Source organism: Lysinibacillus sp. FW12 (assembly GCF_050817245.1).
Taxonomy (GTDB): Bacteria; Bacillota; Bacilli; order Bacillales_A; family Planococcaceae; genus Lysinibacillus; species Lysinibacillus irui.
The window spans coordinates 2,175,959-2,191,920 of record NZ_CP139094.1 but is presented as its reverse complement, the minus strand read 5'-3'; the positions used below and the strand labels follow the sequence as shown (position 1 = coordinate 2,191,920).

20 protein-coding genes and 2 pseudogenes are annotated in these 15,962 nt (G+C 33.9%); 4 read left to right on the top strand and 18 right to left on the bottom strand.

The features are described from left to right. Positions 1-99: 99 nt before the first annotated feature. Positions 100-816 (bottom strand): peptidoglycan recognition protein family protein, encoded by a 717-nt coding sequence (locus SJW71_RS11185; RefSeq protein ID WP_341386400.1) that lies wholly within the window; start codon positions 814-816, stop codon positions 100-102. A gap of 37 nt (positions 817-853) precedes the next feature. Between SJW71_RS11185 and SJW71_RS11180 the strand changes: the two are divergent. Further along, positions 854-1,096, top strand: a pseudogene (locus SJW71_RS11180) (helix-turn-helix domain-containing protein); the annotation flags it as partial. Between the two features lie 2 nt (positions 1,097-1,098). On the opposite strand, the gene SJW71_RS11175 reads toward SJW71_RS11180, so the two are convergent. The 13 genes from SJW71_RS11175 to SJW71_RS11115 form a co-directional block, all read right to left on the bottom strand. After that, the gene (locus SJW71_RS11175; protein ID WP_341386401.1) at positions 1,099-1,413 is read right to left on the bottom strand and encodes a hypothetical protein; all 315 of its coding nucleotides are present in this window, start codon (positions 1,411-1,413) and stop codon (positions 1,099-1,101) included. Positions 1,414-1,854: 441 nt separating this feature from the next. Beyond that, positions 1,855-2,415, bottom strand: a complete 561-nt coding sequence (locus tag SJW71_RS11170; RefSeq protein ID WP_274793299.1) for a hypothetical protein — start codon at positions 2,413-2,415, stop codon at positions 1,855-1,857. An 864-nt stretch (positions 2,416-3,279) separates the two neighbouring features. Then, positions 3,280-3,504, bottom strand: coding sequence for a phage terminase small subunit-related protein (locus SJW71_RS11165; protein WP_274793300.1), 225 nt, complete (start codon positions 3,502-3,504; stop codon positions 3,280-3,282). A 117-nt stretch (positions 3,505-3,621) separates the two neighbouring features. Continuing rightward, positions 3,622-4,011 carry a MerR family transcriptional regulator gene (locus tag SJW71_RS11160; RefSeq protein WP_274793301.1) on the bottom strand — a complete coding sequence of 130 codons (390 nt, stop codon included), beginning with the start codon at positions 4,009-4,011 and terminating at the stop codon, positions 3,622-3,624. A 12-nt stretch (positions 4,012-4,023) separates the two neighbouring features. Next, positions 4,024-4,341 carry a hypothetical protein gene (locus tag SJW71_RS11155; RefSeq protein WP_274793302.1) on the bottom strand — a complete coding sequence of 106 codons (318 nt, stop codon included), beginning with the start codon at positions 4,339-4,341 and terminating at the stop codon, positions 4,024-4,026. 322 nt (positions 4,342-4,663) lie between these two features. Next, positions 4,664-4,903, bottom strand: a complete 240-nt coding sequence (locus tag SJW71_RS11150; protein ID WP_274793303.1) for a DUF3953 domain-containing protein — start codon at positions 4,901-4,903, stop codon at positions 4,664-4,666. 284 nt (positions 4,904-5,187) lie between these two features. After that, entirely contained in the window at positions 5,188-5,991 is an 804-nt protein-coding gene (locus SJW71_RS11145) for a nucleotidyltransferase (RefSeq protein ID WP_341386403.1), read from the bottom strand. A gap of 190 nt (positions 5,992-6,181) precedes the next feature. Then, positions 6,182-6,580, bottom strand: coding sequence for a YvaD family protein (locus SJW71_RS11140; RefSeq protein ID WP_431812148.1), 399 nt, complete (start codon positions 6,578-6,580; stop codon positions 6,182-6,184). Continuing rightward, positions 6,577-6,939 (bottom strand): DMT family transporter, encoded by a 363-nt coding sequence (locus SJW71_RS11135; protein WP_312506417.1) that lies wholly within the window; start codon positions 6,937-6,939, stop codon positions 6,577-6,579. Before SJW71_RS11135 ends, SJW71_RS11140 begins: the two co-directional genes overlap by 4 nt. A gap of 14 nt (positions 6,940-6,953) precedes the next feature. Further along, on the bottom strand, positions 6,954-7,511 hold the full coding sequence (locus SJW71_RS11130) for a TetR/AcrR family transcriptional regulator (protein ID WP_274793308.1): 558 nt from the start codon (positions 7,509-7,511) through the stop codon (positions 6,954-6,956). Positions 7,512-7,763: 252 nt separating this feature from the next. Continuing rightward, a complete protein-coding gene (locus SJW71_RS11125) occupies positions 7,764-8,270 on the bottom strand; it encodes a GNAT family N-acetyltransferase (RefSeq protein ID WP_274793309.1) in 507 nt (168 codons plus the stop codon). 153 nt (positions 8,271-8,423) lie between these two features. Then, positions 8,424-8,690 carry a hypothetical protein gene (locus SJW71_RS11120; protein ID WP_274793310.1) on the bottom strand — a complete coding sequence of 89 codons (267 nt, stop codon included), beginning with the start codon at positions 8,688-8,690 and terminating at the stop codon, positions 8,424-8,426. 202 nt (positions 8,691-8,892) lie between these two features. Then, on the bottom strand, positions 8,893-9,366 hold the full coding sequence (locus tag SJW71_RS11115; RefSeq protein ID WP_274793311.1) for a MarR family winged helix-turn-helix transcriptional regulator: 474 nt from the start codon (positions 9,364-9,366) through the stop codon (positions 8,893-8,895). A gap of 117 nt (positions 9,367-9,483) precedes the next feature. On the opposite strand from SJW71_RS11115, the gene SJW71_RS11110 reads away from it, so the two are divergent. Both SJW71_RS11110 and SJW71_RS11105 read left to right on the top strand, forming a co-directional pair. Next, positions 9,484-9,885 carry a DoxX family protein gene (locus SJW71_RS11110; RefSeq protein WP_431812147.1) on the top strand — a complete coding sequence of 134 codons (402 nt, stop codon included), beginning with the start codon at positions 9,484-9,486 and terminating at the stop codon, positions 9,883-9,885. An 80-nt stretch (positions 9,886-9,965) separates the two neighbouring features. After that, the gene (locus SJW71_RS11105; RefSeq protein WP_274793313.1) at positions 9,966-11,441 is read left to right on the top strand and encodes an MDR family MFS transporter; all 1,476 of its coding nucleotides are present in this window, start codon (positions 9,966-9,968) and stop codon (positions 11,439-11,441) included. A 474-nt stretch (positions 11,442-11,915) separates the two neighbouring features. Here SJW71_RS11105 and ycaC read toward each other — a convergent pair whose 3' ends face one another. From ycaC to SJW71_RS11085, 4 genes are all read right to left on the bottom strand, one after another. After that, positions 11,916-12,560 (bottom strand): isochorismate family cysteine hydrolase YcaC, encoded by a 645-nt coding sequence (gene ycaC / locus SJW71_RS11100; protein ID WP_431812146.1) that lies wholly within the window; start codon positions 12,558-12,560, stop codon positions 11,916-11,918. A gap of 218 nt (positions 12,561-12,778) precedes the next feature. Next, positions 12,779-13,333, bottom strand: coding sequence for an NADPH-dependent FMN reductase (locus SJW71_RS11095; protein ID WP_274793316.1), 555 nt, complete (start codon positions 13,331-13,333; stop codon positions 12,779-12,781). Positions 13,334-13,913: 580 nt separating this feature from the next. After that, positions 13,914-14,366: a GNAT family N-acetyltransferase gene (locus SJW71_RS11090; RefSeq protein ID WP_312506423.1), complete on the bottom strand. Its 453-nt coding sequence runs from the start codon at positions 14,364-14,366 to the stop codon at positions 13,914-13,916. Positions 14,367-14,511: 145 nt separating this feature from the next. Further along, positions 14,512-14,958, bottom strand: coding sequence for an NUDIX hydrolase (locus tag SJW71_RS11085; protein ID WP_274793318.1), 447 nt, complete (start codon positions 14,956-14,958; stop codon positions 14,512-14,514). Positions 14,959-15,648: 690 nt separating this feature from the next. Here SJW71_RS11085 and SJW71_RS11080 point away from each other — a divergent pair. Then, positions 15,649-15,729 (top strand): annotated as a pseudogene (locus SJW71_RS11080) (ATPase); the annotation flags it as partial. Positions 15,730-15,962: the final 233 nt, after the last annotated feature.

Below are 15,962 nucleotides of genomic sequence, written 5' to 3'. Positions count from 1 at the left end.
AAAGCAATAAAATTGTTCAAAGTCTATACTTTAATAGTTTACTGTAAATTGGACACACTAAGCCCAGGCTCAATTTAATGAGTACCTGGGCTTTTGCCATTAATTGCTACGTTGAGCAATGATAATTTCCAATCCTTTAAAATCACCACCAGTTAATGTCCCAGCATCGAATTTATCTAACCATGACTTATCAATTAACTTTTTATCCACGGCTTGTTTAATGTAATCACGTACCGCACCTTTTGTTGTTGAGTTAGTGAATTTCATAATATCCTCATCCTTTTCTGTTGGTTTTCCTATTTCCATCGGCTTCATTGTTTCTTCAATTCGTTTCAAGAAACTATTCCAGCGATTTTCTGCCAATATACGGTGCGGACAATATTTACCGTTCCAATCTTGATGCTTCTTAACTCGCTCAATGCCCCAACCAAATTGCTTTAATAGCTTAGAAATGTATTGAACTGCGTTTTCCTCTGCCACTCCATAGCGAACACCACCACTTTTGCTGTAACAAATTTCTACACCTATAGAAGTACGGTTGCTTTTCTTTAGTGCGTTCGGATCTTTGTCACCTCCACCATCACCACAATGCCAGGCACTTCGGTAAAATGGTATTGCCTGTATTACTTCTTTATCATCCACAGCAACATGATAAGACACCTGATTGTTGTTGTTAATCATGTATTCAATTTCCTTTGCTTCAGTAGCATCATTGGCTGTGTTGTGCACAGTTATAAATTGAGGCACAATGGTGTATGTTGCCTTAATTGAATACTTGCTTGCTGGCAAGAAGGTTTGTTTAAATGTGTAAGCCATTACTGCTCACCTTCTTTTTTAGCTGCCTTTAACAAAAAATTATATGAACGAGACAGGTACATCTTCAGTTGATACAGCTGCTCTCTTTAATATTTCATCTTCTGGCTTAATTCGGGGTTGGAAATTAAAGTTTGAAGTTGGTGGTTATGATGCTCTTGTTTCCAAGAAAAAGGGGCGTCCATCCATGAAAACAGACACAAAAAGAACAACGAAATCAATACCAGCTGAAGGGTCTGTTGAGGCGTTAACAGCACGTATTAAACAATTAGAAATGGAGAATGCCTAAATTAAGTTACCGTTTAAAACGTTTAACTTTTGATTACCTTCTGGTTGGAATAAAATATGTGCATATCCATCATTTCCATCATAGTAAAATTTGTAACGTTGTATAGGATATGTATTACTTGTTTGACTATTTAATTTGTAACCGTTTTTTAATTCAGGTGCATTATCATAAATGCTACTAGTAGTAATAGCTTGTACTTGAGCTTCAGCAGCTTGAGTATTAGAATTTAACTCTTGTGCAGACGCATCACTAGAAACTCCAGTGAAAATACCGATTGCTACAGCAGGGACAATAAATAAACTCTTCTTCATTAAAATTCCTCCTTTGATATGAATAATAAAATGTAAATTTTTATATATAATTGTAAAATATGCATTAATAACTATCGAAGGATAATGATAATTACAATTTTAAACCATTTTTAGTATAAAAAATAAAATCCATTATAATATCATGATATAAAAACCTTCATCTTTGTTCTGATGAAGGTTTAATTTATCTATGTTTTATTGTCGAGAGCTCTTTTCCGACTCGTGGTAGAGCGACACCACGTTATTTTGTAACGAATTGTGTTCTAGTTTTAGAGTGCATTTCCGTGCACTTTGTGGATGTAGTAAGTTTGACTGAAATGATGGAAAGTGGACGAAGTTCACATATAAACCACTCCTTTCAAAATTCGAAACTGTAAAAACAAAATTAATCTATAAATACAAAAAGCCACACCTTATTAGATGTGACTCGCAATAAAACCATTATGCTAATCTTAAAATGACAATAGATGCACTGATAACTTGTGTGCCCAAAGTAATGCTATTTAATAAAGTAACTGGGTTGACATTAATATTTCTTAATGTAAGAACATCTGATGCATTTAAAGTTGTTATTACTTGACCATTTTTCGTTGAGTTACCAGTAGAGTCTCCATAATTGGAACCAGCTATTTGGTTGTCGCCATTGAAAAGAGCAAATGCATTAGGGCCACCTCCAACATTCAACTCATAGGTAATAAGGTAAGTACCCGTTTGATTTATTATGATAGGTGCTGTTCCTGGTACATGTGTTACAAACCCTGCAGGTGTAATATTGCCATTTGTATTAAAAGTAACTTGGCCATTACTCGGGATAGTTAGTTGTAAAGTTGTATCATAAATATAAGCAGACCCTGGAAGCCCCATACCTACAGGTTGTTGTGGTACCTGTACTCCTTGATGGATATTTTTGTCATTACACCTTTCTTCGCAATCATCATGAATTCTGCTAATTCTTTTATTAGTTGGTTCCTTTTCACTTCTATTGAAACTGTCGAAACCCATTTTATCATCCTCCTTGTTTTATTACATTATTCAATGAAGGGACAAATGAAATAGACAATTTTACTAAACTTATATGTATTAATTAGCTTTTATTAACTAAATAAAAGACCACTATATTAAGTGATCTTTTTAACAAGGGAATGATTTATTTTTATACATATTATTCTTAACAAAACACGTAAGTTGGGGCATTGCCTTATCTCTTTAAAAATATGTGCCGGCCACGTATGTCTCGCTCCGAACAAGTTTATTCAGCGCAGGTCAGTCGTCGGTCTGTCTTTCCCTAATATTTAGGTTTTGGTAAATACCAGGGGAGGAAACCTTTACCGCGCCGTCCTCCCTCACAGTATACAATTAAATTGGTAAATCTATGAAACAACAGACATTTCGGACATTCTTTTGGCATTTCGCTGATAATCCTACGTACATGTCGTTCCGTAATCCCCTCTAGTTCAGCAATATGTTTCGTTTTCATACCTGATAACTTCCAGTGTAAAATAGTAATTTCTCGCTCTCTCTTAAGATGGCTAGAACTTTTATCAATGAATGCTATCTTATTTTGGTACTCTCTCACTAGTCGTTCTGGTAATATGCTTTTGTTTCTGAATGCCTGTTTAGGTGTTGGATCACTAATACCTCCACCTCTTGGCATGCCGATATTATCATAATCGGTAACCATAATATCGTTTGCATACGGATTCTCTGCCTCATATCCTAATGCTCTTTTTTGGTAACGGGCCTTTGTTGTTTAATGCTACTCACCGTTAAAATGAGATTTATCAATAAGCTTTTTGTCTACTGCTTGTTTGAGGCAATCCTCGAACTGCAGCTTTAAATGTTTCATTAGTAAATCGCATTATATCATCATCCTTTTCTGATTTTGCTTGGTGTGCCATGGCTCTTTGCGTTATTTCGTTTAGTAACGTTACCTTTCATATGGACATCCCATTTATCTTGGTTCTTCCACTTACGTATTTGCGAATCGAGTAATTCTAGTTGTTCTGCAATATCCTTTAGGAGCATTTGCCCTTTGCTTTCAAGCCACATTTGAAACGCTTTATAACATTTCGGATTTCTTGGTCTAGCCATATCTCATACACTCACTACCACCTCCATCATTTGTTTGTTATGTAATCACCCCATTATGCTAGTTGCTTAGAAATTAAAACAAATTTCTATACGACACATCGTTATGTCTAAAAAAATTTATCTTTTATTTTTCTCTAATAGCTGATTTATTTTGTTATCAGTATTTAGTAATACTTGTTTTATTTGTTTAATCTGATGTTCTTTTTGTAACATCTGCTCATACTTTTCCTGGAATAAAACTTTTATCTCAAGAAGATTTTGTATTTCTTTTTTTGTGAGTTTTTTATTTATATCAGTATTTCCCGACCATTCAAAAAGGATTTTGATTTCTTGGAGTGAAAATCCAGTTTGTTTAAGTTTAAGGATTGTTTCAACTATATCAATGTCTTTCTTATTATATTCACGCTGCTTATTTTTAATTTCTGGATGCAATAAATCCATTTTTTCGTAATACCGGATAGTATCTTTACTAAGGCCTGTACATACTGCAAATTCGGAAATTTTCATTATTATCACCTTCTAGATTATATATTTATAAACCATTAGGGCCATTATACAATGGAATATAAAGCGAACGATATGATGGCTATACTTAATCCGTCCATTTGTTAATAGCCCTTCAGTAACTGCTAATATATGTAACAGAATAAATGCAAGTATCAACAGCATAAACATCCAGTTTTTGTTTGGTATAAATAATATTAAAAGAATACTAATTGATACGGTAATAAACAAAAACGTTTGTACTTGGAATCCGATTTCTTTCCATTTTTTTAGCCCTGCTATTCCTATTAAAACTGCGTATAAACCAATTAATATATTTGTGACAATTACCATTCCATCACTCCATTCTTTTTATTTCATTCATCTTAAAAGATGGAGTTGACTCCATGTCAATAGATAATAAACAATTTATTTTCACTCTCAAAAGTAAGTACCGTTGCCCTAGCAGTCAAAGGGGGAGGAAACTGCTTGATACACACTTTTCAGGGCAAAATAAAAACACCCAATTAGGGTGCGTTAATTTGACTTTCTTAAATTTTTCGATTAACCTTTTTTCGTGATTCTGTTCAATTGTTAGAGTAAGAGTATCTGCTAAATCAGCAAAGTTTGACTGAAATTATGGAAAGTGGGTGAAGTTCACAGGATAACCACTCCTTTATTTAAAGAAGATTTCAATTGAAACAAATACTGAAAATAAAAATACCCCAATATGGAACCAACCAGAAACTTTTCTCTCTCTTTGAAATTCTTTTATTCCAAGAACTAAAATCAATAATCCTAAGAAGAATAACACTAGGAAACTCAACTGATAATCACTTGTGATAATTGAGTAAGTTGAGAGTGATACTACTATGATTGAAAAAAGAATTTGTAATATTGTTAGCAAATTTATCATCACCTTTTAAATATTGTAGTTTGATTATACAATACAACAGATAACATGGATATAATTACCATACATTTATAACCATCCATCTTTGGTGAAAAATGTGATTTTAAATTCAATTAGTTAGTGCTCGGAATTGTTCTTGAGTGGCCGAACTAATAGTTTAATCCCTTTTTACGCGTTCATCCACAAATTTGGTCCAAACCATGAATAAAGACGCTTTCCGTATTATTGAAAAGCGTCTGTTAGCCGAAAAATTATCTGCTTATAAACAGTGAATTTTCATACTTCATTTATTCATTGAGATAGCTGTGTAGCTTACTAATTAGATCTTTGTCTACATCAACCTTATAGAGAGAACCTAGCATTTCATTCAAAGCTTCAACTATATTCAACGCGTTCTTATAAGCCAATTCTATCTCATTTTCTTTTAATTTTGAGGTTATGGATACATAATCTTTATACGACTCTGTACTTATATCTTCTTCTAAATTTTTTGTACTATTTAACCATCGTTCAACCGTATTTTCCTTTACCCTTATTAATTGTAGTATATACCTTTGCACAAGGGTTAAAGCCTCCAGAGAACGTGCTAACTCTCCTCTTCTCATAACATTTACACCCATCAACCAAGCATTCACGAAGTTATTAAAAGCGAAGTTAACATTCTCATCAGTCATTCGGTCTGGTCCAGCTCCACCTAAATCATCTAGTAAAGGCTTTAATTGCTCTGTAGAATCATAAATATACATAGACTCAGGATCGGGAAAAAGTCCTGTAGGCTTAAAACTTTTTATGATTTCTATTTTTGAGACAGGAAGAAAATGAAATTCTCCACGAATCATATTCGAAAAAATCACTACCTCTGTTCCAAACTCATTGTAAAAGATCAAGTGAATTGGATAAACTTCAGAAACCCAATGTCTAGAGCTAAATTTCTCCATCTTATCATCTTCAATGAATATATAAAACTCAACATCAGAATACTGATCTCCTTCACCTTTTGTAAAAGACCCATACATCATACATGCTGAAACAAACTCATCTGCAATACATTTATCTCTAACACTTTGAATAATTTTATTTTGAATTAACATATCTCCATCTCCTTATCTAATCATTTCTTTTTCAGATAAGGGATTTGTCAACTACTGGACAGCATGAGCAACACATGTATAATGCTCCTTCCATTTCTTAATCAGTATGAGTATAACATAATATATTATTGAGTTACGACTTCCACTTTAAACATTTTTTGTAAAATAAAACAGGAAACCGGATTTTTATTTAAGTCTCATACGATCTACACTCTCTCCAAATACCTTTAAAGAAAAAGCATGGATAAACTAATAAATATAAATTAGGAATCCACCAAGAAACATCGAAATCTAAACGGATTGTCCAAAATGCTAAAGCTTGTAACCCTGAACAAAAAGTTAAAATTAATGATAAAAAAGCAAATTGTTTCCAAATATGTTTTTGTTTCGAGTACAAGTACAAGCTTAAAAATCCAGTCAACGAGATTAACAAATCTAAAGGTAGAAAAGACCAGTTCCATGCAACCAAAATAGGATTTTGATAATCTTTAAACAAATATTCTTGTGGAATCATATGAAAAATTGTTATGAACCAATATATAATAAACCCAATATCAGTAATAAGGAAAAAATATTTTAAACGGTTCAATTTACACGTTCCTCCACCATCTCTTTGTTTTTCTCTTCATGTGCCGAACTATTAAAATTTAAGATAACGACTCCAATTAAAATAAAAAGAATCGCTAGTATCTTAATTACATTGATACTTTCTCCAAAATAAAAGAAACCAATTATTGTAATTGTAACAATTCCCATACCTGACCAAACCGCATAGGCAACGGACATCTCCATCCCCTTTAATGCAAATGACAAAAATGAAAAACATACGATATAAAACACAAAAATAAGAATACTTGGGACGAGTTTCGTCAGTCCATCAGATAGCTTCATCGCAGTTGTACCGGCTACTTCAAATAAAATCGCTAAGCCTAAATAAATCCACTGCATTATTCTCCCTCCTTCTATTTGGAAATAGCAATTCCATACAGCAACATGTCCATAATAGATTCGAGCATACTCTTCAATGTATAATTACTCTTTTCAATAAACAAAGGATCATATATGCGATTGAGTGAACCTAAATATACTTCAATAAAAAACGGAATATTAATTTGTCTAATATTCCCTTCTCTCATTCCCTCTTCTATTAATCGGATTACAGTAGACCAACCTTCACGTAAAAACTGATCTAATTTCAACCATTGATTATAATGGTGTTTTTTTAGTTCTACTAATAAATGTGCATCTATGAATATAAATTGTTGTGGAATACAAATTAAGATGCGTCTTATTTTTTCAACTGTTTGTAACGTATCATCTTCAGCAATATGTTTTTCCTTTTCTTGAATACTTTCTATTACATTACGAATAACTTCATCTACTATCTCATCCTTTGAAGAGAAGTACTCATAGATTGTCCTCTTACTCACAGCTAATTGTTTTGCTAAGTCACTAATTGTAAATGTAAACCCCTTCGTTTGAATTTGGTGAATTGTTTCTGTTAAGATTCTCTGTTTCATAATCCGCCCCCTAAACTTTTGGTACTGATTCGGTTTTTATAGTACCATCATCATTTTACAATTTTAATATCATCTATACAACTAGCATTTTACTAAACCTTTTATCTAACGAATAAAATACTAAAAAAAGACACCCAATTTCTACATGAGTATCTTAATCAAATTTTAAGTTTAACTCCAAAGACTCCAAAATGAACTTCTCATTCAGGAATCGCCCTATTCTGGCATAATAGCTAATGGGATACTAACTATTCATAAGCTTTTGTATGCAACTTGAGCGATTTGTTGTTCACCATTCTTCTCAAAAAATTTATAAGTTTCCATCCCGATTTTTTCCGCAACTTTTTGTGATGGAATATTTTTTAAGGTCGTATATGAAAATATTTCAGAATAGCCAAGAACATTAAATGCATATTCCTTACAAGCAGACGCTGCTTCTGTGGCATATCCCTTATTCCAATACTCTTTAATAATGTGAAACCCAATTTCAGGTAACCTTACACCATCGATGTTCTGCATTGTTATTCCACAATCACCGATAAATGTATCCCCTTCTTTTAAAACAATTGCCCATAGACCGTGCTTATATTGCTTATAATTTTTCTCATTCCATTTGATCCAATTTTTAACCTCTTCTTGGGTAAATGGATGAGGGTAATATTGCATAGACTCTGGGTCAGAAAGCACTTTTGATAATTCGTTACAATCGTCCATTTTTAACTCTCTAAGGTATAATCGTTCCGTCTCGATTATCTTCATAATATCCATCCTTTGCAGTTAATTTTTTTGCCACAAAATGGCCCTTTGCATGAAGAAAGATGCTTTCTTATTTCAGAAAAGCGCCCGATTGTGAAAGATCATTAGCATATTTTCTTCTTAACCTAAATCATCCGTTAGTTCAATAGTAATACATTATTTAAGCAACGGGTGAAGACCTATTAGCAAGGGTGCATACACGATTAATGGAATAAGCAAAATCACTGCACCAATTTTTTTAATTCCCTTTTGTAATAGTAAAAGAGAAGTAATGAAAAATAATGGGTAAATAATAAAAGCTATTATTAATATACCATCAACTAATCGATATAGTTTTCCTGAAAATGCTCCTATGAATGGGATTGAGATCCATTCTAGTACGCTAAACGCAATAACCAATATCCATAACCATTTAAGTGTCATCACTAATCACCTCTAAATCCCTATTGTTCAAATAAAAACCCTTATTCCATTTTACTCGTTCAGAGAATTTTTTTAACTCCAATATCATGTCCCATTGAAGCATTAACATTAAACATGACTATAGGATTCATATGGTCCTTTGTATTTATTAATATATAAAAAACCGATTTTCCTTGTCTCAAGGGGAATCGGTTCTTTTAAGTCAGTCATCTAATGAACATTGAACTTCATTATAATTTGTAAGTTTGGATAGTAGTTCAATAAGTTGTTGTCGCTGCTCTTGAGTCAGATTCTTTAATAAAATATCTGCTGCCTCTTCTTCAAGCAATCGTACTTTTTTAATTTGCATTTGTGCATTGTCAGTTAATTGTATCAAAGTAGCTCGTCGGTCTATTGGATCAGGCATCCGAACAAGAAGTCCATCCTGTTCCAACGCATCTACAAAGTCAGTAACCGTTCGGGCCTTTACCCCTAATTTGGCTGCTAACTCGCTCATTCGTATTTTCTCTACTTCAGAAACAGCAAGTAAAACACGAAGTCTGGGTCCTGAAATTTGAAACGGCATGTCAAGATTTGATAGATGTGCTTCAAATTCTCTCTGGATATAATGAGAAGTCTTAATTAACGCATGAATACCCTCTACTGCAGATGTTTTTGAAGAATGTTGATTTGTCATAAAAATTCCTCCTTGACAGTTTTAAATTAATCGCATAAACTCATTTTGAGCAAACTTATATTGAGTAAGCTCACTAAATCAATACCCTATAATATCATTGTACCATAGAAGGGTATTGTGAAAAAAAAACAATATATTGGAGGGATTATCTTGTTAATTATATCTATTATTCTTCAAAGCCTGCTAGCCTTAGTGTTCTTGTTGACTGGGTTTATGAAGGTATCTGGTAATAAACAGCAAGTAGAAACATTCGAGCACCTTAACCTACCTCAATGGTTCCGAGTGATTACTGGATTGGTACAACTAATTGGGGCCACTGGTTTAATTATCGGTTTTTGGAATCCTGGAGTAACAGCATTAGCTGGCTTATGGCTTGCGATTACGATGCTTGGTGGAGTGATGACGCATATTAGGGCAAAGGATTCTATCACTCAGGCAATTCCAGCATTCATACTGGCGATACTTGCAACTATCATTACTATTTTTAACTTATCTGACATGCTGAACCTGTTTTCTTAAAAAGTTCGATACTTAATAATACACCTATGATATCAAGATATTAACAGTATATCTGCACTCTAAAAGGAGATTTATATCGTATGACAGTAAAAACAGAAAATAACAATGAAGTATTCTCTATTAGAACCATCATAGGCCCCTTATTAGCTGTCATTGTTGGTATGATGATGGTAATTCTTGATAGTACGGCGATGAATGTTGCCTTGCCTGGCATAGTGACAGATTTTAAATCTGATGTTTCGACCATGCAATGGTCCTTAACAGGTTATACGCTCGCTTTATCAGCTGTCATTCCTTTAGCTGGTTGGATGACGGACCGATTTGGAGCAAAAAAGATATTTTTAATTACAATTACCTTTTTTACAATTGGATCCGTTCTCTGCTCTGTTGCACAAACTCCTGAACAGCTTATCCTCTATCGAGTTATTCAAGGACTTGGGGGAGGAATGGTAGCACCAATAGGAATGACCATTATTTTCCAACTCGCTCCTTCGGATAAAATTGGGTCTGTAATGGGGGCACTTGGGGTTCCGATGCTTTTAGCACCTGCTTTAGGACCTGTTCTAGCAGGATATCTAGTTGAATACGTTACTTGGCATTGGATTTTCCTTATTAATTTACCAATCGGGATTATTGCAATTTTGGTTGGATTGAAATTTTTACCGAATGTTGAACGAAAGACCGCTGCATCCCTTGATTATTTAGGGATTCTATTAGCGCCTATCGCATTCGCAATGCTAGCCTATGGAGTGAGTGAAGGTGGCAAAAGCTGGACTTCAATAGAAACTCTTACTGGATTAATTGTAGGTGGAGTTGCTCTCATTCTATTCATAATTGTTGAACTTCGTCAAAAGCAGCCTTTACTAGAGCTGAGAGTTTTTGGATCATCTGACTTTAGAAAAGGAATTGTGATTTCATGGATTTCTCAAATCGCATTATTTGGGGTTATGGTTATTGTCCCGTTATTTTTACAAACAGTAAGAGGTTACGGTGCATTAGCTACTGGTTTAATTCTTCTCCCACAAGCTCTTTCATCGGGTGTTATGATGCCAATTGGAGGGCGTTTATATGATAAAATAGGTGCTCGTCCTTTAGCTATAACTGGCTTGTCTATTATTACCGCAGCGCTAGTTATGCTTTCCCGAATTTCTATGGACACAACTACAGGATTTATCATTACATGTTTAGTGATGATTGGAGCAGGTATGGGACTATCCATGATGGCAATTAATACCCATGTTCTTCAATCTGCTCCCAAACATCTTGTAAGTCGCGTCACACCATTAACAACAGCGGCCCAACAAGTAATGGTTTCATTTGCAGTAGCAGGTATGACTGGGTTTCTAACGTCAAAAATTACTACTCATATGAAAACAATAGCTGACCCAATGGAAGCTACCTTTTCTGCCTATGGTGACACATTCCTTCTAGCTGCTGGGATTGCATTAGCAGGTGTGCTTTTAGGAACAATCCTTGGTAGACCAAAACAACAGTCGGAACATGCTGAAGATGATGAAACAAAAGAAGCTAATGCAAAAATGAGAGTAGGACATTAGATAAGTAATTGGACAATAAACTATATTTTACCCCCATCCAAAACAGGATGTGGGGTATGCGCTTTGGAAATATTTACGTTTTATAACGTCATCAACTGCTCTAACAGATGAATTGATCTTCTGCTCCGTTAGTCATCCCTGTAAAATTTGACCACTATCTGTATTTAGTAATCTTGCCAATCCATTTTATAAAATCTTGTGTGTCCCCCTTAAAATTGATGCTCATTTTACCAAACAGTTAGAGAAACATCATTGATACATTGTTTAAATTTTTTGTTTGGTTATCCACCATTCGGTCTCCGAACAGATTCTCTAAAATTTTGAAGTATGTAATCAATAATTTTTTTCGTGATAAAAGCAGGATCTATACAAACTTGATATTAACACTTACATCGATATCCAATAATTAGGTAAATCATGTAGGGAGTAGAAACGCGGAGTTGTAGTGAATTCGCGTTTCTTTGTAATTCCCTTTTATCTTTTCTGGTTAATGTAATCTTTTTGAGCTCCTTCATAGCTTCCGATAACATTTTGATAGCCAGGTAATTGGCTTGCAAGTAAAGCACCAAAACCTTCGATGTCGTTTCGCCAATCTCTTTGCAATTCACTGGCAATACTAAACCAGTTCATCAGTTGTACGCCACTATGGGCCATACGCATTAATGCCGCATCTGCAACTTGTTTACTGAAAGTTCCTGACGCATCCGTTACGACAAATACTTCATAGCCTGCGTTAAGCGCTGATAATGCAGGAAAAGCAACACAAACATCTGTTACAACACCCGCAATAATCAATTGCTTTTTCCCAGTCATTTTAACTGCATTGACAAAATCCTCATTATCCCAGGCGTTGATCTGTCCAGGGCGTGGAATCTTAGGCGCATCTGGAAACAACTCAACAAGCCCTTGCATCATTGGTCCATTTGGTCCGTTTTCAAAACTTGTGGTCAAGATGACAGGTAAATTAAAAAACTTCGCGGTATGTGCAAGTGCGAGGACGTTGTTTTTAAATTCATCTACCCCATAGTCACGTACTAAACCAGAAATTAATCCTGTCTGATGATCGACTAAAAGTAAGGCTGCATTATCTTTTGATAAACGTGTATACAAGTCAGCCATTCTGTTGCTTTCCTCCTTTATTTTAACTTGCAAAAGGCTAGTAGAACCCTGATTTGCAGACTTAATATGGTCAATTGTATAGACACGTATTCATATATTTCTCAACTATTAGTATGTATATTTTATTGGAGACGTAAGCAATTTACTTTAGAAATGATGTTGCTTTCTTCTGAAAACAATAAAATAAGGCATAGGAAGGGATTCCGTTGCCTTATTTTTTATTTGCTATGTTTTTTAATTAAATCTACGAATGCATCAATGAAGGTTTGTAAAAATTTAACCGTTCTTTCATCTTTCACATTACCGTTTTCATCTAGTAAATCAGCCACATTTCCAATATAAGCTTCAGGTTGTTGTAGTATTGGCATATTTAAGAATACTAAAGGTTGACGTAAATGATGATTAGCACCAAAACCACTCAATCTACCAGGTGATTGGCTGATAATTGCTGCTGGTTTGCCATCCCATACATTTGCTCCATAAGGACGAGAACCCACATCCAATGCATTCTTTATTACTGCAGGTATAGAACGGTTATATTCAGGAGTTACGAATAAAACAGCCCCAATTTCCTTCATCTTGTTACGGAAAGCCGTATATTCTGAAGGTGCATTGTCTTCATCATCAAAATCCTGATTATAAAAAGGTAAATTTCCTATTTCGACAAATTCTGTTTTATATCCTTCAGGGAATAAAGATGCAACATGTATTGCAAGTTTTTTTGAAAAAGATTCTTTCCGAAGACTACCAACCAAAATACCAACTTTTATCATTAAAGTTCTACCTCCCTATTTATGTTTTTTGCGGGCCATGGACATAGATATTTTCTTTGTCTCTCCAAGTTAGTTTTCCAGAAAACTAAAATCAAAAGTAATAGTGATTCCTCTCCGTTCTTTCATTTCTAAAAACATTGTATCTACTTGTCGCCATGCGGTTTATGCAATGGTCATTACACTTCCGTATTTTTATTATGGAACGGAACAAAATTATTTAAACCACTTATATAAATACCATAAAAAAAGAAGTACATGTTGTCTCCTCTACCCTTTCCCTCTAAAATAAAACAAAAACCGTCATATTAAACTTTGCGAATCCAATTCAAGCCTTTAAGGAATATCTACAGCTCACTAACATCGCCTAGAACCTTCTATTAATCAATAATTTCTTTTGTTTACTTCAGTAGGTATGATTGATTGTTAGTATTCATGGTCGTGACATCTAAATAACTAATTTTATTCAAAAATATGCCCTTTCCATGAGTAAAGACGCTTTCCTTAATTTCAGAAAAGCGCCTAATTGTTGAATAAAATGATATTGTTCCTTAACCATTTTAATACCTATAATCCCCATACATTATTTATTAGATATCCATTCATATAGAATATCTGGTAAATTTTCTTCATTTTCGTGTCCTCTAGAAATGATTTTAAATCCGTTCTTTTCATAAAATCGTCGAGCGTTTTCATTTACTTCAAATGTATATAATGATAATCTCCCACTTGATTGTTCTTTTGCTTTATCTAGTAATGTTTGACCTATACCGAATCCTTGATAATCAATATGAATATAAAGTTGGCTTATTTCCCTTTCATTATAGGCAATCATACCAACTACATTGTCATCAATTAACGCTACATCTATTTGATACTGCTCAGGTAATATATGATTTAAAAAGTATATATGATTTTCAAAGCTATGGGCTTCTTTCTGACCAATAGCCCTTTCCTTACTTTCTCGCCACATTCTCACTGTCTGTTCAGCATATTTTGGATTATACTGAGTTATTATTAATTTGTGCGGGTTCACCACATTACCTCCTTAAGGGTTTTCACTATTGCGCCCGTTTCTGGAATAAGTATATATGATCACGGACATCACAATAGGTTTTTCTAAATTTGCTTTAGGCCAAGCTAAATATGAACCTCCGAAAAGAAGCCCTTTTGTTTATCAACTATAATTGATTTTTTATTGCTTCATTAACTGCCCAGCTTTGATGTTCATGGAATAATTTTCCCATTGCATCGATGGGTTCTATCCATTTAAGGAAATGTTCTTCTTCCGTTGCTTTATTTATTTGCATCCCTATATCGCATAAATAAAAATAACCTTCGCTAAGATAATACCTATTTTCATTTGTGGAATAAAAATATCTTCTGGCACACCCTACATAATTACCCATTTCAATAGCCATCCCCATTTCTTCAAGGGCTTCTCTTTTTAAACATTCTTCATGAGTCTCATTATTTTCAATTCCGCCGCCTGGAAGAAAATACTTTCCATCAATTGTTTGAATAATCGCTAAATTTTCTTTATGACTATCGAACATTAAACAATAAACAGCTGGTCTCCTTATGTATGCTATATCTTCTTTCTTTTCACCGAATGTGATAATATCCATAATTTAATCTCCCCCTGCCATTATTCAATTTTAACATAAATACCCAATAGGCATGTATTAGTTATCTAATCATTAATGGCCCGATTGCGGTACAGCAACTCCCTACAGCCACTAAATAATTTCCCTATACTATAAATGAGAAAAGACCAGGTACTCACTTTTAGATGAGCGCCTGGTTATTTATCCCTTCTGGAACTTTTTCAAAATCAAAACATTTACACAATATGATCTTTAAAGAAACTATTTGGATCCAGTCTTACTTTTTCCTGATTATAGTATCCCCAAGTGCAATTCCAACAAAAACAACCAAAACTGTTAGAATTAATAGGGCTCTAAAAATAATATATGCAATTTGATCGAACATCGTCTCACCTTCTTTTCTTCATTTTTCCTACAATTATATTTTGAAATTATCCAACTTCTAATGAAGATTTAATCAATAAATGCCCAAAATCATTTGTGCTTTTTAGAACATAGTTTACGTCTTTAAAAAGGATATATGCAACCTCACTTTTAATATTTATGGACCTTCAAAATATGATACGAATAAGGAGTAAAGACTTTAATTGTAGGATTGGTATTTAATAAAAAAATTAGGCTTCCTTGATATATCTATGATTGTTATGTACCCACTTTGTTTGATCTTAATCATATTAAATGTCGTAGTGTAGGTTGTGCGGCTCAATTTGAATTGAAATTGTGCCTAATCAAACAGGAGGGTTATATAGCGTTTACGGGCGAACAGCTTCAGGTGTAATCATTGATGCCTAACAATTTGTAAACTCAGAGTTAACACCGATTCTTTAATTATCTAAACAGATTTTAACTGTTAAAATCAATGAAGGCTTATACTCAGTTTTAAGGCTATTGAGATAATGACATAACTAGCTTCAAACAATAGGAAAGTGAAAATAAGAGTACTCCATTCAGCATTTAAAAATAATAGACAAAGTCGAAAAAATCGACTTTGTCTATAGTCTGAAGAATCCCCACAATGAATATAC